We start from the raw sequence: 25,552 nt of genomic DNA, 5'->3' as shown, positions 1-25,552 counted from the left end.
GCGCGGGGAACTGCGCGACCAGCCACGACGAACCCGCACCGGCCGCGCAGCGCCCCTCACTTGACTCCCAGGATCTGCTCGATCGGATTGATCGCGAAGTACACCAGGAACAGCACCGAGGTCCCCCACATCAGCCAGTGGACCTCCTTGGCCTTCCCGAGCACCGTCTTGATCAGCACGAAGGCGACGAAACCGGCGCCGATGCCATTGGTTATCGAGTAGGTGAACGGCATGACGACGATGGTCAGGAACGCCGGGATGGCGATCTCGTACTTGTCCCAGTCGATGTGCTTGACCTGCGTCATCATCAGGAAGCCCACGGCGACCAGCGCGGGCGCGGCGGCCTGGAGCGGGACGATGGTGAGCAGCGGCGTGAGGAACAGGGCGAGGGCGAACAGGCCGCCGGTGATCAGGTTGGAGAAGCCCGTGCGGGCCCCCTCGCCGACACCCGCCGCCGACTCGATGTAGGACGTGGCCGAGGAGGCCGACGCCGCACCGCCGGCCGCCGCGGCGGCACCGTCGATCAGCAGCACCCGGCCGAGGCCCGGCACCTTGCCGTCCTCGTCGAGGAGACCGGCCTCCGCGCTGACGCCGACGACCGTGCCCATGGTGTCGAAGAAGTCGGACAGCACCAGCGTGAAGATCAGCAGCACGACGGTGATGGCGGTGGTCTCGCCGAACGCCCCGAACAGGCTGAAGTCGCCGAGGAGTCCGAAGTCCGGGGTGTCGACGATCTTGTCCGGCCACGCGGGTGTGGTCAGGCCCCAGGCCTTTATGTCGGCGATCGAGTTGATGATCATCGCGACGACCGTCATCGCCACGATGCTGATCAGGATCGCGCCCTTCACCTTGCGGGCGAGCAGCGCGATCGTCAGCAGGACCCCGAGGCAGAACACGAGGATCGGCCACCCGGTGAGCTGACCGGTGGCACCGATCTGAACCGGCACGGTGGTGTTCGCGGCGTCCGGGATCCGGCTGACGAACCCGGCGTCGACGAAGCCGATGAAGGCGATGAACAGGCCGATGCCCACGCTGATCGCCTGCTTGAGCGGCTGAGGGATGGCGTGCATGACGGCCTCGCGCAGCCCGGTCACCACCAGCACACAGATCAGCAGGCCCTCGAGGACGATCAGGCCCATCGCGTCGTCCCACGCCATCAGCGGGGCGATCTGGAAGGCGACGACGGCGTTCAGACCGAGGCCCGCGGCGAGCGCGAGCGGCAGGTTGCCGCCGACGCCCATGATGATCGTCATGACGGCGGCCACCAGGGCGGTGGCGGTGGTGAGTTGGACCGCGTCGAGCTGGTCGCCGAACTTGTCCTTCGCGCTGCCGAGGATGAGGGGATTCAGGACAAGGATGTAGGCCATCGTGAAGAACGTGGCGAAGCCGCCCCGTATCTCACGGGCGAAGGTGGACCCCCGTTCGGAGATCCTGAAGTACCGGTCGACGCTGTTCGCGCCTGGCGGTGGGGTACTTGACCGGTCGGCCACCTTCTGCGGTTCGGACATGGCGGTAACTCCTTGTTGCCTGACGGATCGGTGTGCGGATGCTGGCTGGATTGTTCCCACGTTGAACGCGTTTCAGGTTTTCTTCGTGTTACGGAATCAGGGCTGTTCACGTGCGAGGTACCACACGACGTTCGAGACCTCGCACAAGTAGCGCCTTCGAACGCTGCTACGCTTCCGGATCCCGACCGGATGATCGCGAAACGATCGCCGGACGATCACACGTCATCCACACGCCACTTCGCAGGAGGAGGGGTCGCCCGTGGGCACGGTCGTCGACGACGACGCCGCCGTGGAGTTCCACGCCTTCTTCGAGCGCCACTACGCCGAACTCTCGCGTCTGGCCCATCTGTTGACGGGCGAGGCGGACGCCGCCGACGACCTGGCGGCGGACGCGCTGCTCGCTCTGTGGCACCGCTGGGACCGGGTGCGCGCGGCCGATCATCCGGTGGCGTACGCCCGTGGGGTCGTGGCCAACCTGGCCCGTACCAGGATCCGCAGCGCGGTCCGGGAGCGCCGGCGGGTGGCCCTGTTCTGGTCGCAGCGCGAGGAGAGGGCGGAGAACCCGGACGTCGCGGGTGTCGTCGACGTCCAGGAGGCGTTGCGTGCACTGCCGTTCCGCAAACGTGCCTGTGTGGTGCTACGGCACGCGTTCGACCTGTCCGAGAAGGACACCGCGCTCGCCCTGGGCATATCGGTCGGTACGGTGAAGAGCCAGACGTCGAAGGGAATGGCCGAGCTGCAACGGCTGCTCGGCACACGGGGCGCTCCCCTCAGGATGCATGCGGTGGCGATGGCCCGCACCGGGGACGCCGGAGGAAGGAACCGATGATGCGGCGGGACGTGCACGACGAACTGCGTGCCCGGCTGCACGAGGCGGCCGAGGGGCACGAGCCCGACCGCGAGCGGATCCTGGCCCGGGTAGAACGCGGAATGGCCGAGCAGACCCGCCCCGACCACCGGGCGACGCGTCCGCCGGTGTACGGCTGGTTCCGGGTGGTGACCGCGACGGCCGCGGTGGCGGGCGTGCTCGCGGTCGGCGGCTACGCGGTGGCGTCCGCCGTGAAGGAGGACGGCCCGCGGCAGACGGTGGCCACGTCGCCGACGCCCGCCCCGTCCCCGGACACCACGAGCCGCGGCCCGGTCCCGCCCGGCCCGTCGGCGGATCCGGCGACTCAGGAGCCGCCGAAGTCCCGCGAGACGGACCGGGCACCGACCCGGCGGCCCAGCGCCACGCCCGAGCCGCCCGCCGCCGAGGGCGAGAGGGACGGCCCGCTGTGGTCGGACGGATCGGTCGACCCGCACAGCAACGACTTCTGGGCGCAGAGCAATGTGACCCTGCGCACCAGCGAGCAACTCAGCGCGCTCACCGTCCGGTTGAAGGTCGCGCAGACCGGCGGGGTCACCTCGACCGGCGCCTGGCGCTCGCTGCCGGAGGACGACTTCACGCTGAGGGTCGAGGAGAAGGACGGCTTCCTCGTCTACACCTGGGTGCTCAAGGAGGGCCGTACGGTCCGCGCGGGCGCGTGGGTGTTCGCGGGGCAGTACGACCATGAGCGCGGCGGCCGGGACGCGAAGGACGACGGCTACGCGATGACGGCCACGGCGGACGGCGAACAGCTCTCCGTGGCGGGCGACTTCGCGTCGCACGACGTCAACGACCCGTCGGCGGACGAGGATTCGTAAGGAAGTCCCGCCGGACCGGCAACCCTTCCCGCACGCGTGGCGACCAGGAGACGCAAGGATCCCCTCCACGCAAGGAAGACCGGTTCATGACTGCACAGACCGAACAGCGCGTCCGGCACCGCCGCAAGGTCACCAAGCGGCGGGCCGTGATCGCCGGCGTCTCCGCACTCGGCATCACCGGCGCGGCCGTCGTCACGACCTCGCTCCTGTCGACGGCCGGGGCGGCCACGTCCTGGCCGACGCCGAACGGCAGCAAGCCGGTGTCGAAGACGATCCCGGTGTCGGGCACCTACGACGGCGGGCTGGCGAAGTTCTACGGCACCGGAGACCTGGGCGGCAGCGGCCAGGAGGAGGGCCAGGACCCGATCTTCGAACTGGCCGACGGCGCGGTCCTCAAGAACGTCGTCATCGGCAGCCCGGCCGCCGACGGCGTCCACTGCAAGGGCTCCTGCACCCTGCAGAACGTGTGGTGGCTGGATGTCGGCGAGGACGCGGCCACCTTCAAGGGCAAGTCGTCGTCGGCCGTGTACACGGTCCACGGCGGTGGCGCGAAGAACGCCGACGACAAGGTCCTCCAGTTCAACGGCGCCGGGAAGCTGGTCGTGACCAAGTTCCAGGTCGAGAACTTCGGCAAGCTGGTGCGCAGTTGCGGCAACTGCTCCACGCAGTACAAGCGCACGATCATCATCAACGACGTGGACGTCACCGCGCCGGGTAAGTCGATCGTCGGCATCAACTCCAACTACGGTGACACGGCCGCGCTGCGCAAGATCCGTATCCACGGCGACAGCGGCAAGAAGATCAAGACCTGCACCCGCTTCGAGGGCAACAGCAGCGGCAAGGAACCGAAGGAAATCGGTACCGGGGCGGACGGAACCTCCTGCAGGTTCTCGTCATCTGACATCACGTACCAGTGAGCACACTGGCCACCGGCCTGCTGGCCTGAACCCCCCTTCGGGCAGCAGTGGAACGCCCCCACCGGTGACGACCGGCGGGGGCGTTCGGTCCCTGCGACTACTGCGCCGGCACGAAGCGCCAGCGTTGGTTGGGGCCGTTCCAGCAGTCGGCCTGGAGGACGTCCGCGCCATGGGCCTTGCTGATGTTCGCCACGTCGAGGCACAGGAGGCTGTGCCGTGGACGGATCTGGTAGTACGTCCCGCTCTCAGGCCTCGCCACAAGCTGTGGGTTTCCGTTCACCACCTTGAAGAAGCCCCATGCCTGGTTGTAGCCGCCCCAGCACCTGGCCTGGATCACGTCCGCGCCGTGGGCATGACTGACGTTCGCCACGTCGAGGCACATCTCGGGGGCGTGTCGCGGCTTGATCTGGAAGTACCAGCCGCCGTCGAGCTGCTCGATCCGCCACTGCTGGTTCCAGCCGTTCCAGCAGTCGCCCTGGATCACGTCCGCGCCCGGGGCATGACTGATGTCGGCGACATCAAGGCACTTGTCGCTGTGCTCGGGCCTGACCTGGAAGTAGGCGTTGTCCGGAACCGGGGCTGCGTGGGCCGGCCCGGTGAGTCCCCAGAAGGCACTGGCCAGCGTGGCGCCGAGGAGTGCCGTGGCACGCGCCATGCGCCGCGTCATGCTGTTTCCCATGAGTGGTCTCTCTTTCCGAGTCGTGTGTCACGTAGGGGTGTTGTCACGTTGGGGTGTTGTCACGCAGTGGTGACGTCGGGTGCCGGCCGGGCCAGGACGAGAGCGATGACGACGACGCTGACGAGTACGAAGAGCGCGACCACGGCCACCACCCAGGCCGGGACACCGGTGACGAACAAGGCCGGGAGCGCGGCGATCGCCGACAGGATCCGCGTCCCCGCGACCACGCGGGAGGCGGTCCGGTCGGCCCTGCGCCAGGCGTGGATGACGGCCAGCACCGTGATCACGCCGAGAACGCCGTCGGCGAGGAGGATCGCCGTCGGCGGCCCCGGGACGTCCGACTTCTCGGCCGGGATGCTGAGGAAATTGGTCATGTCGAACAGGCCCAGGGCCATGGCGAGGCCCAGGCCCACCTTGTTCTTGCGGGTGAGGATGTTCGTGGTGTGCGTCTGGCTCATGTCCGTTTCCCTGTCCGGGAGTTGAGGGCCGACCGCTGCGGCGGCGACCTGGTGAACCGAGCATCGGGCACCTGCCCCTCGGTGCGCATCGTCGGAAGTTCCCAGTCGCCCGGGAGGTTTTCCCGGGGCCGGGGAGAGCAAGGTGCTGCCGGCCGGGACGACGGTCGTCCATCATCTGGACATGACTGCCGCAGCTCGCCCCGTCCGCGTGCTCATCGCCGACGACCATCCCGTCGTACGGCGCGGGATGACCGCCCTGCTGGCCTCGCTGGACGGCGTGGAAGTGGTGGCGGAGGCGGCGACCGGCGAAGAGGCGCTGCGCGAGGCCCAGTTGACCCGGCCGGACGTCGTGGTGATGGACATTCAGATGCCCGCGATGGACGGGGTCGAGGCCACCCGGCGGCTGGCCGCGCTGCTGCCGGACGTGGCGGTGCTGGTGGTCACGATGTTCGAGGACGACGAGACGGTGGTGTCGGCGATGCGCGCGGGCGCCCGTGGCTACCTCCTCAAGGGCGCTCAGCAGGAGGAGATCCTGACCACCATCCGCTCGGTGGCGACCGGGCAGTTCGTGATGGGGCCCGGCATCGCGGCCCGTCTGCTCGGGTACCTCGACCCGGCGCCCCGGCAGGCCCCGCCTCCCTTCCCCGAACTGACCGCGCGTGAGCGTGAAATCCTCGACCGGGTCGCCCGGGGGCACAGCAACGCCAGGGTCGCTGCCGACCTGACGCTGGCCGCCAAGACCGTCGCCAATCACCTGTCCGCCATCTTCACCAAGCTGCGGGTGAGCGGCCGGACCGAGGCCGTCCTTCTGGCCCGGGCGCAGGGGCTGGGCGGCGACACGGGCTCCGGCCCATGACGGTGGGGCGGCGGCTCATGGCCGTACGGCACGGCCCGGCACTGCTGTGCGCCGGTCTCGCGCTGCTGACCGGCACCGCGGCCGGGTCCCTGTGGTTCGCGCCACCGCACCCGTCGGATCAGTGGGTGATCTGGGCGGTGCTGGTCGGCGGCTGCCTGGCGGTGGCTTGCGCCGTGATCACGGCCGGACGAGAGGCCACGGCCTGGCGCGAGGATACGGCACAGCGTGAAGGCACGGCCCGCCATGAGGATGCGGCCCGGCATGAAGGCACCGCCCGGCATGAGGATGCGGCCCGGCATGAAGGCACCGCCCGTCATGAGGATGCGGCCCGGCATGAGAGCGCGGCCCGGCATGAAGGCACCGCCCGCCATGAGGATGCGGCCCGGCATGAGAGCGCGGCCCGGCATGAGGGTGGTGCGGTCGCGGCCCGGCTGCTCGCCGTGTCCGCCGCCGCGCTGCTGAGCGCTCCACTCGCGCTCGCCGGCGGGGCCCGCGACATCGCCGTGGCCCTGGCGGTGCTCGCCTCGACGGTCACCGTGCCGCTGGCGGCCCTGCGCGTGGTCGAGAACCGTCCGGCCACACGGCTGCTGCGTTGGGCGGACGGCTGGGTCGTCGTCACCGGGGCCGGCTGCGCGGCGGCTGCGGCATGGGGCGGCCAGGGCGCGGTCGTCGCCATGGGCATCGCCTCCGGGACCGCGATGTGCGCGGGCATCTGGGTGCTCTTCGAAGTCACCTCCGGGGACGACCGGCGCCGGGTACTGTGGCCGGTGCTGGGCGCCGCCGTGACGGCCCTGGGCGGAATGCTGTTCTTCGCGGCCGAGAACTCCCTGCCCATGGGCCCCGTCGTCACCGTGGTCGCCTCCGGGGTGCTCTCGTTGCCGCTTCCCCTCACCATCACGGTGGCGCTGGTCGCGCCGCTGAAGGCCGATGTGCGGGCCGTGATACGCACCGCCGCCGTCCTCATCGTCATGCTCGCCCTGAGCGCCGCGGTGTACGAGGGTGTCGCGGCGGTGTGGGAGCTGGCGGTGGGCGCGCCGCCCGGCAAAGGCGTGCCGGCGCTGCTGGCGGCCGTGATCGCTGCCGGGTACCGGCCCGTACGTCAGCGGGTCGAGGCGAGCATGGACGAGATGCTGTTCGGCAGGTCGGCCGACCCGGTCGAGACGCTGACCAGGCTCGGCACGGACCTGACCGCGGGCGCCCCGCCGCCGCTGTGGCTGCACACCCTGCGCTCCACCCTCGGTGTGCCCGGGATCGCCCTGCGCCAGGACGGCGCCACCATCGCCACGGACGGCACGATGGATGACGGCCACACCACGCTCACCGCTCTGCGGGCCGGCGGCGAGCAGGTGGGCGAACTCGTGGTGTGCCTCCCGCCCGGACATCTGCGGCTGCCCCGGGCCGCGGCGGCGGTGGTCGAACTGGTGGCGGCGCCGCTCGCGCAGGCGCTGCACGCCGCACGGCTGAGCGAGCAACTGCGCGTCTCCCGCGGCCGGGTGGTGACCGTGCTGGAGGAGGAGCGCCGCCGGATGCGCCGCGACCTGCACGACGGGCTCGGCCCGACGCTGACCGGCATCGCCTACAACACGGACGCGGCCGTCAACCTCATCGCCACCGACCCGCACGGTGCCGTGGAGACGCTGCGCGGGCTGCGCGCCGACGTCGGTGACGCGATCACCGAGATCCGCCGGATCGTGTACGGCCTGCGCCCCGGCGCCCTCGACGAGCTCGGTCTCGTCGATGCCGTACGCCAGCGCGTCGCGCACCTGCGCTGCGCCGACGGGCGAGCTCTGGACGTCACGATCACCGCACCGGACCGGCTGCCCCCGCTCCCCGCGGCCGTGGAGGTCGTCGCCTACCGGGTGGCGGTCGAGTCGGTGACCAACATCGCCCGGCATTCCGACTCCGCCACCGCTGCGCTCACCCTGGAGTTCGTGGACGCCGGCTCGCTGCACGTGACCGTCGCGGACACCGGCCGCTGCGCCGAACCGTGGACGCATGGCGTAGGCATCGAGTCCATGCACGAGCGCGTCGAGCAGATCGGCGGCAGGCTCACCATCCGTGCCACCCTGCAAGGCGCCACCGTCACCGCCGACCTGCCCCTCGCCATCCCGCGGGACGTCACACCGCGCCGGGACGGCCCCCAGGAGCCGGTCCGTCGACCGTGAACGCGTCGGCCCCGGCGACCACGTCGGTGCCGCACGTCGTCAAGCCCCGCCGTCCGAGGTCGGGTCCGTGCCACCGATGAGTTCGTCACCCACCGATTCCTCGCCCACCACCAGGGTCACCGTGGAGCCCGGTGCGACGTCGCCGCCTGCGGGCACTTGTCGGACGACTTGGCCGACCTGCTCGGGGGAGGCGGGCTCGGTGCTGACCTCGGGGACCAGCCCCGCGGCGGTGACCTCCTGTTCCGCCTCCGCCTGGGACCGGCCCACCACGTCGGGCACGGTCACCGTCGACGGGGCCGTCGGTTCCGCCGCGATCAGCAACGTCACCGTGGAGCCGACGGTCGCGGATCCGCCGCCCTCCGGTTCGGTGCCGGCGACGGACCCCGCGGCGACATCGGGGTCGTCCACCGTTCGTGTCTCGACGACGAGGCCCAGGGCCTCCAACGACCCGGTCGCCTCCGCCACGGACAAGCCCCTGGTCTGCGGGATCTCGACCGACTCCGTGTCCGGCGACGCACCGTTCTCACCGTCGCCGCCACTCGTCAGCTCGGGCTCCTCGGGCAGGTCGATCTCGATTTCCTCGGCGGTGTCGTCGACGTCCACGACGGCGAGGGACTCCTGAGGCCGCTCGGCCTTCTCGACCCGTACGACTTGGTCCTTCTTCACCTTCCACTCCTTGTTGCCCCTGCCCTTGCCCTTGAACTCGACCTTGACATCGCCGGGTTCGGACTCGCTCACCGCCAACGGGTTGCCGCAGTTGCACTTCACGCGCGGCACCCCGAAGACATCGACGAGTACGGCGGTGCCCGCTTCGAGGACGGCGTCGTAGCGGTCGGCCTTGCCCTTCTTGTAGCCGTGGTTGGCGACGAGAGTGTCGTTGGCGAGGACGACCTCGGTGAGAGACCTGACGAACTTCCTCACGTTCTTGTCCTTGGCGCCGATACCGAGGGCCTTGGCCCAGGCGGCCTTCTTCCTGCTGTTGCCCGCCTCAAGGAGGAAGTCGAGCAGCAGATCCGGATCGCATACGTCGACCTTGGTGCTGCCGCCGTACAGTCCCCGCTCACTGCCCTTGCGTGAGCCGCCCTTGTCGGAGAGGTTGTGCCCGAGGTTCAGGCCGTCGCCGAGCGCACCCGTGAAGAAGGCGTTCTCGGCGACGTACCCGACCGCCTCCGCGGCGGCCACGCGGGCCGCGCACGCGAGCCCGGTCATGGACCCGAGAACGACGGCGAAGGCGAGGAACGCGCCCGCGGTCCTCAGTGTGAAAGTGCGGAATCCCCGGCCGACCGGCACACGGAAATGTCGCGCGGTACGCGCCATGATCTGCCCCCGATGTCCCCCGTGAAAGGCCGGCACCATCTCGGTCCGGCGGCTCAACGGTCCCAGGTCAGAAGCGAGTTGGCCACGACTGCCCCCTGTTCGGGTGGTCGTATTTCAGCTCAGCCCGGCGCTGCGGAGCCGGTCCAGCGCCTGGCCGACCGACATCGCCATACCTGCGACACCGCCCACCACGAACGCGCGACGCCCCACCGGTCATCGCCGCTCATACGGCCGCCAGTCCCCGAGATACGCCCCACGGGTGTACGACTCGGCCTCGGCGGCGCCCAGTTGTGGCCGGTTCTCCGGGATGGTGACCACGGCGCCGGGGCCGGTGTTGCGGTACTCGGCGAAGCGCTGGTCCTGCCACGGGAAGCCGGCCGACATGGTGGTGTAGGGCGCGACCGCGTCGATGCCGGGGCCGAGGTGGGTGTCGCGGACGGTGAGTGACGGGTGGGCGGTGGGATCGGAGCTGGGCACCCAGGGGCGGGCGAGCTTGTAGTAGGCGTCCGGGGCCTCGCTGGTGACGCGGCTGCGGGTCACCAGACAACCGCGCGGGTTGGCGCCGGCGGTCGAGGGGGCGAAGACGAAGCCGTACGGGGCCGAGGACAGGTCGGTGCGGGTCAGGGTCCGGAAGTGGCAGTGCTCGTACACGGCCGTGGCCCGCCCGAAGACGAAGTCGACGTCGCCCTCCAGGTAACAGTGCGCGAAGTACTGGCGGGCGAAGACGCCGATGGCCATCGAGTCGGCGTACAGGGTGTCCTGGTGGCCGAGGAACCGGCAGTGGTGGAAGGCGGACCGGTCGCCCTGCACCTTGAGGGCGACGGCCTGGGTGCCGCTGATGCCGGGGTGGTCGGCGCGCAGCCAGTCGTTGGCGAAGGTGATGCGGTGGGCGGTGAATCCGTCGGCCTGGACGAGGGTGGTGGCGGAGCCGGTGGTGCCGTAGGTGCCGCCGCCGGGCTTGGGGGTGCCGGCGGCGTTGTCGTACACGACGACCACGGCGCGCGGGTCGTCGCCGGCCCCGATCCAGGTCAGGTCGGTCCGGGTCGGGTCGACGGCGACCGTCTCCCGGTAGGTCCCCGGCGCGATGACCAGCGTCCAGCCACCACCGTCCGCCGCATTCACCGCGGCCTGCACGGAGGTGAAGTCGCCGCGGCCGGCGGGGTGGACGTACAGGGTCTTCGGGGTGAGCCGGGCGTCGGGTGAGCCGTACCGGCCGAAGGGGCGGGAAGCGGGTGCGGTGGTGGCCGAGGCGGTTCCGGACGCGAGGGCGGCTGCCGCCGCGGCGGTGCCTGCCGTGAGGAATCCCCTTCTGGACAGCGGGAGTCGGGCGCGGTGGGGCGAGGGCATGTGGACGCTCCTTCACGGGCGATCTGCTGGGTTGCCGGATTTCGGGATTGCCAGTTGGTCTCCGAATTGCCGGTTGCCGGATTGCCGGTTGCCGGATTGCCGGTTGCCGGATTGCCGGTTGCCGGATTGCCGGGGAGGGGCGGGCGGTGCCCGCCGCGGGCCCCTCCCCCGCCGGATGGGTCAGCGCAGGCGGCCGGCGCCAGCGCGGTGGTCGACGATCCCGGGCACGGCCCTGGGGTTGTCGACCTTCGTCCGCAGTGTCGGCGTCCACCCGGCACCGGACTGAAGGACCTCGCCGGGAATCTCGGCGTTGTGGACGGCGATGAGGTCCGTCAGCTTGCCGTTGACGAAGTTGTGCTCGGCGGTCAGCGGTGCCTCGTTCCACTTCTTCAGCGCCTTGCCGACGCTCACGCCGGGGGCCGACGACAGGGCGTTGTGCGTGGCGTACAGCTGCGAGGAGGCGCCGATGCCGAAGACGTACCCGAAGTTCTGGTCCTTGGTGACGACGAAGTGGTTGTTGTACGAGTCGACCTGCCCGAACCGCACACGCGGCGCCCGCTCGACGATGCCCTCGAACCGGTTGTGGTGCAGCGTGACCTTGAGCTTGCCGGTGTCGTCCGCACCCGCGCTGTCACTGTTGCCGATGAGCATGGTCTTGTCGTGGTCCTCGAAGGAGTTCCAGGACACGGTCACATGGTTGGCGCCGCGTACGACGTCGAGGAGTCCGTCGTGCTGCTGGTAGACCTTGCCGAAGTACGAGGGCAGGGAACTGTCGGGGTAGCGGCCGTCGGTGAGTGTGTTGTGGTCGATCCACACATGGGTGGAGCCGTACACCACAACTCCGTCGTACTCGCTGTTCCAGGCGCCGGTCTTGTTGTCGTCGGTCGGGTCCCACTGCGGGAAGCAGTCGACGGGGGCCTCGACGGTGAGGTTGCGCAGGATGACGTTGTCGACGCCCTTGATCTGGAGGCTGCCGCCGAGGATGCCGGAGCCCTTGCCGAGTCCGACGATGGTGGTGTTGGCGGGGACGTTCGCCTTGATGGCCTTGTCCTGGTGGGCGGCGGACGCGGCGCGCAGATCCTCCTGCGGGCCGCTGACGGGGGTGTCGTGCCCCCACACGGCCGGGTCGTAGTCGGCGAGGTACCGCTGGAAGTCGTACCCCTCGGCCGCGAAGGCGGCGCACCCCTCCGACACTGCGTCGATCATGCCCTTGACCTTGATGATCTTCGGCGCGCTGCCGCCGTCGGCCAGCGCCTGCCGGAACTCCGCCCAGGTGGTGACGGTGTACACGTGCGCGGCGTCGGCGGCCGACCCACCGGTGGTGCCGGCGCCCTGCGAGGCCCAGCCGTCACCCGCGGCGAGGACCTCACGCCCGAGGTCCCGGCCACCGGCCTGGGCCGCCCCGGTCCCGGTGAGGCCGAGCACCAGCGCGGTGCACCCGACCAGGACGGCAGCGCTTCTTGTGGCATGCCCATGCCATATCTGTGCGTTCATTGTGCGGCTCTCTCTTCCAGGTCGGGGCCTATGCGGTGACGGTGGCCTGCGGCCAGGTGATCCAGGACTCCGGGATCTCGTCGTGCAGCCGGCGCACGTCCCGCGCGGCCAGCACACGCGTGCGCACCAGCTCCCGCGCGACGAGCCGCGCCACGGCGATGGCGCCCGGCGGATTGAAGTGCGTGTTGTCCTGCTCGCCGGCGGTCCAGTTGAAGTACGTCTTCGTCGCCTCGACCCCGAGCTCCTGCCACACCGCGAGCGACAGCGCCTGGATGTCGAGCAGCGCCACGCGCTCCTGACGGGCGAGCGCGCGCATCGCCGCCGGGTAATCGCCGTGGGTCGGCACGGCGTTGCCGCCGGTGTCGAACCTCCGCCGTTCGACGGCGGTGGCGAGCACGGGGCGGGCACCCCGCGCACGAGCGCCCTCGACATACAGCCGCAGATGGTCCTGGTACGTCGACCAGGGCTCGGTGTACCGGGTGGGATCCTCGGCCTTCTCGTCGTTGTGCGCGAACTGGATCAGCAGGAGGTCACCGGGCCGAATGGCCTCAAGGATGGCGTCGAGCCGCCCTTCGTCGACGAAACTCTTCGAACTGCGCCCGTTCACCGCGTGATTGGAAACGGGCAGTTGCCTGCGCAGAAAGAAGGGGAGCGCCATACCCCACCCGGTCTCGGGCGCGGCGTCGGCGAGTTTCTGGGCGGCGGTGGAATCACCGGCGATATAGAGGGTCCGACGGCGCTGGCTCGCTTCGGCGGTACCCACGCCCAAGAGGGCGAGAGGAACGGCGGCGACCGCCGCGAGACCGACCTGTCTTCGGGTAAGAGACACAGGGATGCCTTTCAACAGGGGTGACTTTCCCTACCTAGGGGCGGGGGGCTGTATCAATTTGCGGCTCCGCCGCGTGGGCGCGACCGGCCACAGACCGACCCGCGGCCGGCCACGCACAGGAACCCGCCGGGCTCTCAGCCGTTACGCGAAGCCCACTCGGCCTGAGCCTCATTCAACTGACCGGCCATGGTGTCGAGAAACGCCTTCGCACTCATGTCCCCGTTCAACACCTTCTGGAAGTTCGGCTCGTTGTCGGCCTTGGAGATCGTGTTCCAGTCGGGCAGGTAATACGGCAGCTGCACGATCGTCGTGGACCCATCGCTCAACGCCGCAGCGGCCAGCTTCGTCGGCTCGGCCTCGGAGATCCACGCGTCCTTCGCCGCGTCGTTGTTCGAAGGAACCTGCCCCGCCGCCTCGTTGAACTTCGAGTTCTCCGCGTGCGAGGTCGCGAACTCGATGAACTTCCAGGCGGCCTCCTTGTTCTTGGAACTCTTGAACAGGCCCATCCCGTCCACGGGGTTGGACACCTGAACCCGCTTGCCGGAGGAGCCGACCGGCTGCGGAATACCGCGGAACTTCTCGGTCCCGAGCGCCTTCACATGGTCCTGGTAGGACCCCAGGTTGTGGTTCAGCATTCCGATCGTGCCGGAGTCCCACTGGGCGACCATCTTGGTGAAGTCGTTGTTGAGGTCGGCGGCCGGAGTGACCTTCTTGAACAGCGCGGCGTACTTCTCCAGCGCCGCCACGTTCTTCGGGTCGTTGACGGTGGTCTTCTCTCCGTCGGCGTCCCAGAAGGACGTGATCCCGGACTGCCCGTACATGGCGTCCAGCGCCTGCGCGATCGAACCGGCACCACCGCGGATGGTGTAACCGAACTCGTTCTTGCCGGAGTTCGTGAGCTTCTGCGCCGCCGCGTAGAACTTGTCCCAGGTGGTCGGCTCGTCCAGCCCGGCCTTCTTGAACAGATCGGTGCGGTAGTAGAGCACACCGTTGTTCGCGGAGGTGGGAATCGAGTACAGCTTGCCGTCGCCGCCGCCGGCGGCCGTCAGCGAGGTGACCATGTCCTTGTTGAGCTTGCCGTTCAGGGAGGACTTCGCGAGCCGGTCGTCCAGCGGCTCCAGTGCGTTCTGCGCGGCGAACCCGGCGAGCATCGCCGCGCCGACACCGCCGACGTCGGGCAGTCCGCCGCCCTGGATGGCGGTGTCGACCTTGGACTGGTAGTCGGTGGCCGGGATCCCGACGTACTCGACCTCGATGTCCGGGTTCGCCTTCTCGAAGTCGGCGATGATCTCCTTCCAGATGTCGGTGCGGACACCGCCGTTGTTGTCCCAGAAGACGATCTTTCCCGTGCCGCTGCCCTCGGCGCCCTTGTCGCCGCCCGCGCTGCTGCCGTCGTCGCCGCAGGCGGTGGCGGTCAGGGCGAGGACGGACCCGAGGGCGACGGCCAGTGCGGCGCGCCTGCTTCTGCGGATGCTGATCTTCATTGGTCGGCTCTCTTCTTCTGGATCCAGCGGAGAAATGAAGGTGTGGGGGGTGGATGGCGTGTCCTGGTGGCACGCGGGTTCACGTCGATGTCGGAATGCGGTGCGTCAGGAGGCGCTGATCCTGAACTGCGTGAAGGTCGCCGCGCCGGCGTGTCCCTGGCCGGTGGGAGCGAGGGCGAACAGGCCCAGCAGGGCGCCGACCCAGCGCCAGGGCGTGGCGGCGAACACCGGCCCCGACGCACGTGGGCCGTCCCCGACGTCGTGGGAGAACCGGCACCGCGCCCCGGCCCCGATGTCGATCCGCAGCCGCACCCGCCCCTCGGGCGCGAGCCGCGCATGATCGGCGTCCCGTTCCCGGTCCGCCACCGCCTCCGCGAACCGGTGCACGACATGCACCGCCCCGTCCGTGCCCCGCTGGAGCCCGATCCAGCCGAACGCGTCCCCGAGCACCGCGAGCCCCGCCCGCGCCCCCGGCTCCGCGCTGTCCAGCCGCAGCTCCACCTCCACCGCGCAGGGCGTGCCCGGCAGTCGCTGGGTGAGGATGCTCGGCAGTCTGCGCAGGTCGTGGGCGTCGGCCGAGCGGACACAGGCCAGTTTCAGACCGTCGCCTGAGTGCTGGGTGGCCCAGCCGTCCTGGGGGTTTGCGGTCCAGGACCACTGCCGTCCGAAGCGGCCGCCGGGGAAGTCGTCGTCGGTGGCGGGCGCGGCGGGCGGCTGCCGTGGCAGGTCGGGCCTGCGGTGTACGGCGACGGGTGCGCCGTCGTTGCCGATCACCGGCCAGCCGTCCATGCCCCAGCTCATCGGCTGGAGGTGCACGACCCTGCCGTAGGCGCCCTTCTGCTGAAAGTGCAGGAACCAGTCCTCGCCGGTCGGGGTGCGCACCCAGCCGCCCTGGTGCGGCCCGTTGACGTCGGTGTCCTTCTGTTCGAGGACGATCCTCTCCTCGTACGGCCCGAAGAACCCGCGCGAACGGAAGGCGCCCTGCCAGCCTGTCTCCACTCCCCCGGCGGGAGCGAAAATCCAGAACCAGCCGTCGTGCCGGTACAGCTTCGGTCCTTCGAGGGTGAACCAGCCGGGGATCCGGTCGCCGTCGACGATGACCTTGCCGTCGTCGAGGAGTTCGGTGCCGTCGGGGTGCATCCGGTGGCCGGTGAGCCGGTTCTTGACCCCGGAGCGGGACTTGGCCCAGGCGTGTACGAGGTACGCCTCGCCGGTCTCGTCGTCCCAGAGGGGGCAGGGGTCGATCAGTCCCTTGCCCGCCTTCACGAGACGGGGCTTGCTCCAAGGGCCGCGGATCTCGGGGGCGTTGACCTGGAGGATGCCCTGGTCGGGGTCGCCCCAGAAGATCCAGAAGCGGTCGTGGTGGTGACGCAGGGACGGGGCCCAGACTCCGCAGTCGTGGCGGGGTGCGGTGAACTCCCGCTCCGGTTCCAGGCGTTGAAGGGCATGGCCGACCAGGGTCCAGCCGACCAGGTCGCGGGAGTGCAGCAGGGGCAGGCCGGGGACGCGGCCGAAGCTGGAGGCGGTGAGATAGAAGTCGTCGCCGACGCGGACGACGTCCGGGTCGGACCAGTCGGCGTCGAGGATGGGGTTGCGGTACGTCCCGCCCGTCATGGACTCACCGCCTTGCGGACCAGGGACGCCGCTTCCAGCCTGCTGATACGGCCGTCGGCGACGACGGTGACGATGCGGCGTACGGCGGTCTCGCCGGGCGGGATCGGCAGGCGCTCGTCGGCGGCGAGGGAGGAGCCGACGCCGGGGTACTCTGCGGCGCGCACGAACCACGGGTCGCGGCGGGTCCGTTCGGTGGCCCCGGCGAAGATCAGCGTCCAGCCGGAGCCGGTGAGCGCCACCCAGGGGGCGACGGTGCCGTGGATCTCCTCCTCGCCCTCCCGGTCGACGGTGAACACCTCCGGCGCCGACGCCTCCTTGCGGGCCCGCCAGAAGAAGCCGCCGTACGCCGCGCCGGGGCGGCCGTTGGTGGCGGGGCTGCCGATGGACAGCGGGCCGGAGGTGACATTGGTGAGGGAGAAGGTGAAGTCCAACGCCCAGGCGGACCGGGTGAGTTCGGTGGCGGCGACCGTACGGCGCTCGCGCAGCAGTTCGACCCCGGACGCCACCCAGCGCAGTTCCTCGACGAAGCCGTCGGGGTCGCGCAGCTGGAAGGCGGTGTGCCGTTGGGCGCCGTGGTTGTCGAGCTCGGCCGGGCCCTGGTCGCGGACGTAGGTGCGCCCGCCCCAGAAGTTGGACCCCTCGACGTCGGGAACGGCTACACCGACGCCGAGGTGGTGGATGTGGTCGGCGGGACTGAGCTCGGTGACCGCCGTGCCGGCCAGGGTGGTGACAGGGTGCAGATACGGGCGTGGGGCGAGCCGGTCGGGAAGTTCGGGTCGGGTGACGTACCGGCCGACCGGTCGGCCCGCGACGCGCAGCACCGCGGTGTCGTGGGGAGTCATCAGGTGCTCACCTCTTTCGATGGCGCCGGGCCGGCCCAGGGGGCGCCCAGCTCGGAGTAGAGGGCGAGAGTGTCGGCGGCGGCCGCGACCAGGCCGTCGATGCCGGGCACGACCCGGCGCCGCTCATCGGAAAGCGGGCGCCAGGCGGCTGCGGGCAGCGGCGCCGGGTCGGGGGCCTGTCGAATCGCTTCAACGACCCTCATGAAGGCACCGGTCTCCTCGGGTGTGACCAGCAGGTCGGTGCCGTCGGTGAGGTGCTCGACCAGGTTCTCCAGCAGGTCCGTGCGGCCGTACTCGGACTCCTCGGGGCCGCGGCCCGCGCGCTGGAGCAGGACGCGGTCCTGCTTGTACCAGAAGGTGATCCGGCCCTGTGTGCCGTGGACGACGACATACGGCTCGTCGGGGTCCTCGGCGCACAGCGTCGCGGCGACGACGACGTCCGGGCGGTCCTGGGCGGTGCTGACGCGGACGCAGGAGGTGTCGTCGGACTCGATGTCGTTGGCGCGGAAGAGCTCGGTCTCGATACCGGTGACGTCTTCGGCACGGGTGGTGCCGCCGAGGGCGAGCGCGGTGGCGACGGCGTGGGCGAGGGGGTTGGTGAGGGCTCCGTCGATGACGTCGACGCCGTTCAGCCTGCGCCTGCCCGCCCAGGGCGCGCGCCGGTAGTACGCCTCGGCGCGCGCCCAGGCACCGGCCCCGCCGATGCCGACGATCTCGCCGATCGCCCCCTCGGCCATCAGCGTCCGGATCGCGGGCACGGCGTGCGAGCCGAGCGACTGGAAGCCGATCTGGCAGGCGACCCGGGCCTCGGCGACCCCGTCGGCCATGCGCCGGAACTCGGCGTACGACGGGGCGGGCGGCTTCTCCAGCAGCAGGTGCACGCCCCCACGCGCGGCCGTCAGGGCAAGGTCGGTGTGGGTCGGGATCGGTGTGCAGATCACCGCGATGCGCGCGCCGGTGGAGTCGAGGAGGGCGCCGAAGTCGGCGGACTGCTCCGGCTCCCCGAGGCCCTCGGGGATCTCCTGAGCCGTCAGCGGGGTCAGCTCGCAGATCCCCGCCAGCCGTACGATCCCCTTGTCCTGGAGCCGGCGGATGTTGTCGAGGTGCCGGCGGCCGTGGCCGCGCGCGCCGGCCAGCACGAGGGGTACGGCCGTGCTCATGGGATCCTCCCTGCGCCCGCGCCCCGGGCCACCGCTCGGTCGGCCGTCTCTCATCCCTTCACCGCCCCCGCGCTGAAGCCCGTGATCAGCCACTTCTGAATGAAGGCGAACACGATCACCACCGGCACGGCCGCGATGATGCCGCCCGCGGCGAGCGCACCCAGGTCCACGCTGTCCGCGCCCATCAGGGTGTTGAGGCCGACCGGGATCGTCTGCTTCTCCTGGTCGTTGAGGAACATCAGGGCGAACAGGAAGTGGTTCCAGGAGTGCACGAAGGCGAAGGAGCCGACGGCGATCAGACCGGGCCGCAGCAGGGGCAGCACGACGATCCTGAACGCCGTCATCCGGTTGCAGCCGTCGACCCAGGCCGCCTCCTCCAGGGAGTACGGCACGTTCTTGATGAAGTTGCTGATCAGGATCATCGACAACGGCAGTTGGAACACCGTCTCGGCGATGATGACGCTGCCGAGGGAGTTGATCATCTGCAGCTCGGCGAAGATCTCGAACAGCGGCACCAGGAGCAGCGCGCCCGGCACGAACTGCGAGCACAGCAGCCCGAGCATGAACGCCCGCTTGATCCTGAAGTTGAAGCGCGCGAGGGCGTAGCCGCCGGCCAGGGCGACGAGGGTCGTCATCAGCAGGGTGACGAGGCCGACCAGCACGCTGTTCTGGAAGTAGGTACCGAAGCTCCGCTCCGTCCAGACCTTCTCGAAGTGGTCGAAGGTCATCGGCCAGGGCACCAGCGAGGTCGAGCCGGCCGGGCGCAGCGAGAACAGCAGGATCCAGTAGAAGGGGATGAGGGTGAAGAGCAGGTAGATCGACAGCGGGAGGTAGATCTGCCAGCGCGGGACCTCGTCCCAGGAGCGGTTCCTCTTCGTCGGACGCGGCGGCTCGGGTGTGGTGCGCATCGGCGCGGGCACGGCCTTGGTGGCTTCCTTCACGCTCACTTGTCCTCACCTCCGAACTTGCTCAGCCGCAGATAGACCACCGAGCAGAAGAGCAGGATCACGAACGCGACCGTGGTCAGGGCGGACGCGTAGCCGAAGTCGTGCGCGTCGACGCTGGTGTTGGCGATGTGGAGCGGCAGGGTCGTGGTGACTCCCGCGGGGCCGCCGCCGGTCAGCGTGTAGAGCAGGTCGACGTTGTTGAACTCCCACACCGCGCGCAGCAGCGTGGACAGCACGATCGCGTCCTTCAGATGGGGCAGCGTGATGTGCCAGAACTGCTTGATCCGGCTCGCCCCGTCGACCTCGGCCGCCTCGTACAGGTCCTTCGAGACGGACTGGAGGTCGGCGAGGATGAGGATCGCGAAGAAGGGGACACCCCGCCAGAGGTCGGCGACGATCGCCGCGGGGAAGACGGTGGAGGTGTCCGACAGCCAGCTGGTGCCGTACGCACCGATGCCCATGTCCGCGAGATAACGGGTGATGCCCGTCTGGGAGTTGTAGAGCAGCACCCAGATCGCCGAGGTCAGCACGCCGGAGACGGCCCACGGGGAGAACACCAGCGCACGGCCGAGCGCCCGCCCCACGAAGGTCTGGTTGACGATCAGCGCGAGCGCGAGCCCGAACAGCAGCTGGAGTCCGACCTCGACGACCACCCACTTGGCGCTGAAGACCAGTGTGTCCCAGAACAGCGGGTCCTCGGTGAAGGCGTGGACGAAGTTGTCGAGACCCGCGAAGCCGTTCCGCCACGGCTTGGTGGGGTTGTACTCCTGGAGGCTGTAGTAGAAGACGCTGATGACCGGGTAGGCGATGAAGCCCAGCATGAGCAGGGCGGCCGGGGCGATCAGCAGATACGGGAGTCTGCGCGGCGTGGCGGAGGCACGGCGTCGCCGGGGTGGCGCGGGCGGTTTCGCCACGGCTGCGGCTTGGGCCATGACTGTTCTCCGTTCTCGGTGAAGCGCTTTCCGATCATCGTTCGGGATCTCGACCAAGAGAGGGCGTGGGTCGAGGGTGGTTCAGCCGGCGTACGGGTCGCGCACCTTGCCGGGCCGTGCGAGGAACTCGAAGTCGCAGCCGGTGTCGGCCTGGGTGATCTGTTCGTTGTAGAGCGCGCCGTAGCCGCGCTCGTACCGTGCGGCCGGCTGGACCCACTCGGCGCGGCGACGCTCCAACTCCGCTTCGTCCACGTCGAGTTGAAGGGTGCGCGCCTCGACGTCCAGGGTGATCGGGTCCCCGGTCCTGACCAGGGCGAGCGGTCCGCCGATGTACGACTCTGGTGCCACGTGCAGCACACAGGCGCCGTAACTCGTGCCGCTCATCCGGGCGTCGGAGATCCGCACCATGTCCCGCACCCCCTGCTTCAGCAGATGGTCGGGCAGCGGCAGCATGCCGTACTCGGGCATACCCGGGCCTCCCTTGGGCCCGGAGTCGCGCAGCACCAGCACACTGTCGGCGGTGATGTTCAGCGACGGGTCGTTGATGGTCCGCTGCATGGTCCTGTAGTCGTCGAAGACGACGGCACGGCCGGTGTGCCGGAGCAGGTGCCGCTCGGCGGAGATGTGCTTGATGACGGCACCGTCGGGGCAGAGGTTGCCGCGCAGGACGGCGACTCCGCCCTCGGCGGCGACCGGGTTGTCGCGCGTGCGGATGACGTCGTCGTTGTGGACGACGGCGCCCTCGATCTGCTCCCTCAACGTGCCGCTCACGGTCGGCCGGTCCAGGTGCAGCAGGTCGGTGATCCGGGAGAGGAAGGCGGGCAGACCGCCGGCGAAGTGGAAGTCCTCCATCAGGTACGTCCGTCCGCCGGGCCGTATGTTCGCCAGCACCGGCACGGTCCGTGCGATGCGGTCGAAGTCGTCGAGGGTGAGCGGGACTTGGCAGCGTCCCGCCATTGCGATCAGATGGATGACCGCGTTGGTGGATCCGCCGAGTCCGAGCACCGTCGTGACCGCGTCCTCGAAGGCCTCGCGGGTGAGGATCCCGGACGGCTTGAGCCCCGTCCAGGCGAGCTCCACGGCCCGGCGCCCGGAAGCGGCGGCCATCCGCTCGTGCCCCGAGTCGACGGCGGGGATCGAGGAGGCACCCGGCAGCGTCATGCCGAGGGCCTCGGCCGCCGCGGTCATCGTGGACGCGGTGCCCATGGTCATGCAGTGACCGGGCGACCGCGCCAACCCGCCCTGAAGTTCCCGTAGTTCACAGTCCGTGAGGTTGCCCGCCCGGTGCTCGTCCCAGTACTTCCACATGTCGGTGCCGGACCCGAGGGTCTCCCCGCGCCAGTGCCCGGGCAGCATCGGCCCCGCGGGCACGAAGATCGACGGCACGTCGGCCGAGGAGGCACCCATGAGCAGCGCCGGCGTCGACTTGTCGCAGCCCCCGAGCAGCACCGCCGCATCGATCGGGTACGACCGCAGCAGTTCCTCGGTCTCCATCGCGAGCAGGTTGCGATAGAGCATCGGGGTCGGCTTCTGGTAGGTCTCCGAGAGCGTGGCGACCGGGAATTCGAGCGGGAAACCCCCGGCCTGCCACACCCCCCGCTTGACCGCCTCGGCACGCTCACGCAGATGGACGTGGCAGGGGTTGATGTCGGACCAGGTGTTGAGGACGGCGATCACCGGACGGCCCCGGTACTCCTCCGCCTCGTATCCCAGCTGGCGCATGCGGGCGTTGTGCGACCAGGTGCGCAGCTGGCCCTCGGTGCCGTACCACTGATGGCTTCGGAGTTCCTCGGGCCGCCTTCTGTCGCTCATAGGGACCACCCGGCGGCTATCGCGGCGACCTCGGCGCGCTCGTCCTCGGGCAGTTCGCGGCTGGGCGGGCGGACGTCGCGGCGGCACAGGCCGAGGGAGGCGAGGGCCTCCTTGACGACGGTGACGTTGTTGGCGGAGCCGTTGGCGGCCCGCAGCTCCTCGAAGCGGCGGATCTGTTCCCAGACCTTCATGGCGGCCGGGTAGTCACCGGATCGAAGCGCTTCCAACATGGTCAGCGAGACGGACGGGGCGACGTTCACCAGGCCCGAGGTGAAGCCGGTGGCGCCCGCGGAGAAGTACGAGGGGGCGTACGGCTCGGCGAGTCCGGCGACCCAGACGAAGCGGTCGCCTCCCGCGTCCCGTGCGAAGGCGGCGAACCTGGCGGCGTCCGGGACGGCGTACTTCACTCCGATGACGTTCGGGCAGGCGGCCCCGAGTTCGGCGAGGCGGGCGCCGGTCAGCTGGGCGTTGCGGATGTAAGGGACGACGCCGAGCTCGGGCACGGCCTCGGCGATGGCGCGGTGGTAGTCGACCCAGCCGGCCTGAGAGACGTACGGGTGGACGGGCTGGTGGACCATCACCATCGCGGCGCCGAGCTCACGGGCGTGCCGTGCGGAGGCGACGGCGGTGGCGACGTCGTGGCCGACGCCGACGAGGACTGCGGCGCGGTCCCCGACCTCCTCCACCGTCAACTCGGTGACGAGGCGGCGCTCTTCGGGGGTGAGGGTGTAGTACTCGCCGGTGTTGCCGTTGGGGGTGAGCGTGGTGACGCCCCCGTCGAGCAGACGACGCAGCAGGGCCCGGTGGGCGTACTGGTCCACGCGGCCGTCCTCGGCGAACGGGGTCACCGGGATCGCCACCACGTCGGCCAGGGCCGTCCGCTGGGGCTCGAACGTCGTGGTCATGCCGGACCGTCCTCTCCCTGGGCCTCGACTCCCGCGTCCGGGAAGGCCCGTCGCACGAACGACGCGATGTGGGCGTGCAGGGCGCGCGCGGCGCCGTCCGCGTCCCCGTCGAGCGCCAGCCGCAGGATCTCGCGGTGCTCGCCGGCCTCGCGCTCCCAGGAGGGGGAGGCGGCCCAGGCGACGGCCGAGACGAGAGCGGCCTGGTCCCGCACTTCATCGAGCATCCGGCCGAGCAGCGGATTGCCGCACGGCAGGTACAGGGCGCGGTGGAACTCCCGGTTGGCGAGGGAGCGTTCGGCGGTGTCGGCGGCTTCGTCGGCGCGGGTCAGCGCGTCGCGGGCGGCGTCGAGGGAGGCCCCGCGCCGCACGGCCCGCTTGAGCGCTTCGGGCTCCAGCAGCAGCCGTACGTCGTAGACCTCGCGCGCCATGTCCGCGTCCACCATGCGCACCGTGACGCCCTTGTACTGGCTCATCACGACCAGACCGGTCCCGGCCAGCGTCTTGAGCGCCTCGCGCACCGGGGTCTTCGACACCCCGAACTGCGCGGCGAGCTCGGTCTCGACCAGGGCCTGACCGGGTGTCAACTGCCCGGTGAGGATGCGGCGTTTGATCTCCTCCAAAACGAACTGCGTGCGGGACGGGATCGGCGTGGGCACAGAGGTCATGCGCGCCTCTCGGATCTTCGCGGGATCGGATCTCACGTATCGGATCTCACGTATCGCGTCTCATATATGACGTACGAAGTACGACGCGATGAAGGTAGGAGGGGGCGCATGATTCGTCAACGCTTCTGACAGAGGAAGTTGGGGAAGCAGGAGGGGAGTTGAAGGCGTGTGGAAGGCACGGGAACAGATCCGCGCAGGTCAGGAACCCGGCTTGCTACGGCAGACGGAACTGCGGATGGCGCAGCCAGGCCGCGAGGAACTCGGCGTCACCAACGTGCCGCATCCATCGTCCGCCGCCGCCCGTGTCGTACGAGACCTCCGTGATGGTCCCGGGGAGGCCGACCCCAGGGCCCTGGCGCGGTGGAGGTCGGTGGCGTCCCGTGACTCGTCGCGGGCGACCGTGTGGGCGAGCAGCCACAGCCCCACCGTCGGCCCCATCACTCCGACCTCCCGCTTCCGCAGGGTGGTTGCAACAGGTCGGAGCACGGACCCGGTAGTCGACTTCCGCCCCCCTATGATCCCCGCTTCCAGCCCGGATCCCGCCCGCTCAGCCCCACCGCGCGGTCCAGCAGGGGAGCCTCGTCCGGTACCGGGACGACCGGGCCGAAGATGCCGCCGCCGCGGTCGCCGGCGTCGGCCGCGGCGCGCAGGAAGTCGTGGGACATCTGGAGGGCGGACGGGTCCGGGGTGTACGGCTGTCCTGTGGCGACGGCCAGGTCCCAGGCGTGGATCACCAGCTCGTCCACGGCCACCGCGCCGGCGACGGCACCGGGCAGGTCGACGCCGCCCGCGCGGGTCATGCCGGTCCAGGCGTCCGGCTCGCGCCACACCTCGCCCAGTTCGTCGAGCACCTTGGGCAGCTCCTCGCGCCAGCCCGGGCCGATGTCCGGGACGGTGGAGCCCGGGTCGGTGTCGGTCGTGCTGCCCAGGTCCTTGCGAGCGGCGTCACGGAAGGCGACGGACAGGCCGAGCAGGTGGCCCAGCAGATTGCGCACAGCCATCTCGGGGCAGGGCGTCGGCGCGGACAGCTGCTCGTCGGTGACGGCCTCGGCGAGACGGGCGACGACACGGGTCTGCGGTCCGAGGTCGATGGTCGGGTCGGTCATGGGCGGGCTCCTCACGGATCTGTTCCTGAAGGGTGGACCGGCCGGGGCGGCGAAACTCATCGCCGACGAGGAGACGATCCATCGACAGTGCCACCCGACCGAACCCGCCCCACACACTGACCGGACCTGTCCCAGGCGCCGAGGGGACCTGCCCTATGCGCCGACCGGGCCTGCCCCATGCACCAGCCGGAACCGCCCTACGCGCCAGCCGGGACCCGCCCTATCCGCCGACCGCCCCGACCCGAGCCCTCTCCCCCGGCGCCGCACCCTTGCGCCCCCTGGCCCCCCGCACCCACGCGAGCAGCTCCCTCGGCGTCTTCCCGCCCGCGAAGCACCACAGCGCGATCACCGGGTCACAGATCGCACACCCCAGTGAGGAGGTGTGGGCGAAGGGGATGATCGGGTTCCCCTTGATGTGGTGGACGATGTCCCAGGCGGTGTGCAGCAGCCAGGCGACGCCGATGAAGTTCCACGAATCCAGCCCGCGATAGGCGACATAAGTGACCACCGCGGTGAACACGAATTCCCAGCCACCGAGCCCACCCCCGCTCAGATAGGCGGCGCCCGCCCCGGCGACCATGACCGCGTTGAAACGCCGCCGGTGCGGCTCTCGGATGAGGGACATCAAAAAGGCGTAGAGGAGACCGACGCCGATGGGCGCGACGTATTGCATGCGAAGTGCCTTTTCCAACGAACGACTTGGACACACACCACGCTATGACCAGGCCATCGACCGCCCCAGAAGCTGAATCGACAGCTTCCGACGGATTCCCGCCGGGGCCTGACCGTCCCTAGTCGCACGGCACAAGAAGGGCGCCCGCTAAGGCACTTC

At 70.1% G+C, this 25,552-nt stretch carries 24 protein-coding genes; 5 read left to right on the top strand and 19 right to left on the bottom strand.

The window, feature by feature from the left end; genetic code table 11:
- Positions 1-56 precede the first annotated feature (56 nt).
- Entirely contained in the window at positions 57-1,508 is a 1,452-nt protein-coding gene (locus tag ACFPQ9_RS13755; RefSeq protein ID WP_380852057.1) for an NCS2 family permease, read from the bottom strand.
- Between the two features lie 259 nt (positions 1,509-1,767).
- Here ACFPQ9_RS13755 and ACFPQ9_RS13750 point away from each other — a divergent pair, with 259 nt between their 5' ends.
- The 3 genes from ACFPQ9_RS13750 to ACFPQ9_RS13740 all read left to right on the top strand — a co-directional run bounded on the left by ACFPQ9_RS13750 (position 1,768) and on the right by ACFPQ9_RS13740 (position 4,108).
- Complete coding sequence (locus ACFPQ9_RS13750) at positions 1,768-2,337, top strand: SigE family RNA polymerase sigma factor (RefSeq protein WP_380852054.1); 570 nt, start codon at positions 1,768-1,770, stop codon at positions 2,335-2,337.
- A complete protein-coding gene (locus tag ACFPQ9_RS13745; protein WP_380852051.1) occupies positions 2,334-3,191 on the top strand; it encodes a hypothetical protein in 858 nt (285 codons plus the stop codon). Before ACFPQ9_RS13750 ends, ACFPQ9_RS13745 begins: the two co-directional genes overlap by 4 nt.
- 86 nt (positions 3,192-3,277) lie before the next feature.
- Entirely contained in the window at positions 3,278-4,108 is an 831-nt protein-coding gene (locus ACFPQ9_RS13740; protein ID WP_380852048.1) for a pectate lyase, read from the top strand.
- 97 nt (positions 4,109-4,205) lie between these two features.
- On the opposite strand, the gene ACFPQ9_RS13735 is transcribed toward ACFPQ9_RS13740, so the two are convergent.
- Positions 4,206-4,787, bottom strand: coding sequence for an RICIN domain-containing protein (locus ACFPQ9_RS13735; protein WP_380852045.1), 582 nt, complete (start codon positions 4,785-4,787; stop codon positions 4,206-4,208).
- Positions 4,788-4,846: 59 nt separating this feature from the next.
- The gene (locus ACFPQ9_RS13730; protein ID WP_380852042.1) at positions 4,847-5,245 is read right to left on the bottom strand and encodes a hypothetical protein; all 399 of its coding nucleotides are present in this window, start codon (positions 5,243-5,245) and stop codon (positions 4,847-4,849) included.
- A gap of 181 nt (positions 5,246-5,426) precedes the next feature.
- Here ACFPQ9_RS13730 and ACFPQ9_RS13725 point away from each other — a divergent pair, with 181 nt between their 5' ends.
- Both ACFPQ9_RS13725 and ACFPQ9_RS13720 read left to right on the top strand, forming a co-directional pair.
- Complete coding sequence (locus tag ACFPQ9_RS13725) at positions 5,427-6,101, top strand: response regulator (RefSeq protein ID WP_380852039.1); 675 nt, start codon at positions 5,427-5,429, stop codon at positions 6,099-6,101.
- Positions 6,098-8,266 carry a sensor histidine kinase gene (locus ACFPQ9_RS13720; RefSeq protein ID WP_380852036.1) on the top strand — a complete coding sequence of 723 codons (2,169 nt, stop codon included), beginning with the start codon at positions 6,098-6,100 and terminating at the stop codon, positions 8,264-8,266. The genes ACFPQ9_RS13725 and ACFPQ9_RS13720 overlap by 4 nt, the downstream gene beginning before the upstream one ends.
- A gap of 39 nt (positions 8,267-8,305) precedes the next feature.
- Here the strand turns inward: ACFPQ9_RS13720 and ACFPQ9_RS13715 are convergent, their stop codons facing one another.
- The 16 genes from ACFPQ9_RS13715 to ACFPQ9_RS13640 form a co-directional block, all read right to left on the bottom strand.
- Positions 8,306-9,475: a DUF6777 domain-containing protein gene (locus ACFPQ9_RS13715; protein WP_380852033.1), complete on the bottom strand. Its 1,170-nt coding sequence runs from the start codon at positions 9,473-9,475 to the stop codon at positions 8,306-8,308.
- A 321-nt stretch (positions 9,476-9,796) separates the two neighbouring features.
- Positions 9,797-10,930: a pectinesterase family protein gene (locus ACFPQ9_RS13710; protein WP_380852030.1), complete on the bottom strand. Its 1,134-nt coding sequence runs from the start codon at positions 10,928-10,930 to the stop codon at positions 9,797-9,799.
- A 180-nt stretch (positions 10,931-11,110) separates the two neighbouring features.
- The gene (locus ACFPQ9_RS13705) at positions 11,111-12,424 is read right to left on the bottom strand and encodes a pectate lyase family protein (RefSeq protein WP_380852027.1); all 1,314 of its coding nucleotides are present in this window, start codon (positions 12,422-12,424) and stop codon (positions 11,111-11,113) included.
- 28 nt (positions 12,425-12,452) lie between these two features.
- Positions 12,453-13,253, bottom strand: coding sequence for a rhamnogalacturonan acetylesterase (locus ACFPQ9_RS13700; RefSeq protein ID WP_380852025.1), 801 nt, complete (start codon positions 13,251-13,253; stop codon positions 12,453-12,455).
- A 134-nt stretch (positions 13,254-13,387) separates the two neighbouring features.
- Complete coding sequence (locus tag ACFPQ9_RS13695; protein WP_380852022.1) at positions 13,388-14,737, bottom strand: ABC transporter substrate-binding protein; 1,350 nt, start codon at positions 14,735-14,737, stop codon at positions 13,388-13,390.
- Positions 14,738-14,842: 105 nt separating this feature from the next.
- Complete coding sequence (locus ACFPQ9_RS13690) at positions 14,843-16,351, bottom strand: glycoside hydrolase family 43 protein (RefSeq protein ID WP_380852019.1); 1,509 nt, start codon at positions 16,349-16,351, stop codon at positions 14,843-14,845.
- Entirely contained in the window at positions 16,348-17,193 is an 846-nt protein-coding gene (locus ACFPQ9_RS13685; RefSeq protein ID WP_380852016.1) for a DUF6807 domain-containing protein, read from the bottom strand. Before ACFPQ9_RS13685 ends, ACFPQ9_RS13690 begins: the two co-directional genes overlap by 4 nt.
- Positions 17,193-18,353, bottom strand: coding sequence for a Gfo/Idh/MocA family protein (locus tag ACFPQ9_RS13680; RefSeq protein ID WP_380852013.1), 1,161 nt, complete (start codon positions 18,351-18,353; stop codon positions 17,193-17,195). The genes ACFPQ9_RS13685 and ACFPQ9_RS13680 overlap by 1 nt, the downstream gene beginning before the upstream one ends.
- A 50-nt stretch (positions 18,354-18,403) precedes the next feature.
- Positions 18,404-19,300, bottom strand: a complete 897-nt coding sequence (locus tag ACFPQ9_RS13675; RefSeq protein ID WP_380852010.1) for a carbohydrate ABC transporter permease — start codon at positions 19,298-19,300, stop codon at positions 18,404-18,406.
- Positions 19,297-20,232 carry a carbohydrate ABC transporter permease gene (locus ACFPQ9_RS13670; protein WP_380852007.1) on the bottom strand — a complete coding sequence of 312 codons (936 nt, stop codon included), beginning with the start codon at positions 20,230-20,232 and terminating at the stop codon, positions 19,297-19,299. The genes ACFPQ9_RS13675 and ACFPQ9_RS13670 overlap by 4 nt, the downstream gene beginning before the upstream one ends.
- 81 nt (positions 20,233-20,313) lie before the next feature.
- Positions 20,314-22,044 (bottom strand): L-arabinonate dehydratase, encoded by a 1,731-nt coding sequence (gene araD, locus ACFPQ9_RS13665; RefSeq protein ID WP_380852004.1) that lies wholly within the window; start codon positions 22,042-22,044, stop codon positions 20,314-20,316.
- Positions 22,041-22,949, bottom strand: a complete 909-nt coding sequence (locus ACFPQ9_RS13660; protein WP_380852002.1) for a dihydrodipicolinate synthase family protein — start codon at positions 22,947-22,949, stop codon at positions 22,041-22,043. The genes araD and ACFPQ9_RS13660 overlap by 4 nt, the downstream gene beginning before the upstream one ends.
- Complete coding sequence (locus ACFPQ9_RS13655) at positions 22,946-23,614, bottom strand: GntR family transcriptional regulator (protein WP_380851999.1); 669 nt, start codon at positions 23,612-23,614, stop codon at positions 22,946-22,948. The genes ACFPQ9_RS13660 and ACFPQ9_RS13655 overlap by 4 nt, the downstream gene beginning before the upstream one ends.
- Positions 23,615-23,828: 214 nt before the next feature.
- Positions 23,829-24,032, bottom strand: coding sequence for a DUF6368 family protein (locus ACFPQ9_RS13650; RefSeq protein WP_380851996.1), 204 nt, complete (start codon positions 24,030-24,032; stop codon positions 23,829-23,831).
- 94 nt (positions 24,033-24,126) lie between these two features.
- Positions 24,127-24,720 carry a TIGR03086 family metal-binding protein gene (locus ACFPQ9_RS13645; protein WP_380851993.1) on the bottom strand — a complete coding sequence of 198 codons (594 nt, stop codon included), beginning with the start codon at positions 24,718-24,720 and terminating at the stop codon, positions 24,127-24,129.
- Between the two features lie 220 nt (positions 24,721-24,940).
- Complete coding sequence (locus ACFPQ9_RS13640) at positions 24,941-25,393, bottom strand: DUF6010 family protein (RefSeq protein ID WP_380851990.1); 453 nt, start codon at positions 25,391-25,393, stop codon at positions 24,941-24,943.
- Between the last annotated feature and the right edge of the window lie 159 nt (positions 25,394-25,552).

Origin of the sequence: Streptomyces coerulescens (genome assembly GCF_042657965.1) — a bacterium.
GTDB lineage: Bacteria > Actinomycetota > Actinomycetes > Streptomycetales > Streptomycetaceae > Streptomyces > Streptomyces coerulescens.
Note: the sequence above shows the minus strand (reverse complement) of the source record. Positions and strands in the feature narration are given on the sequence as shown.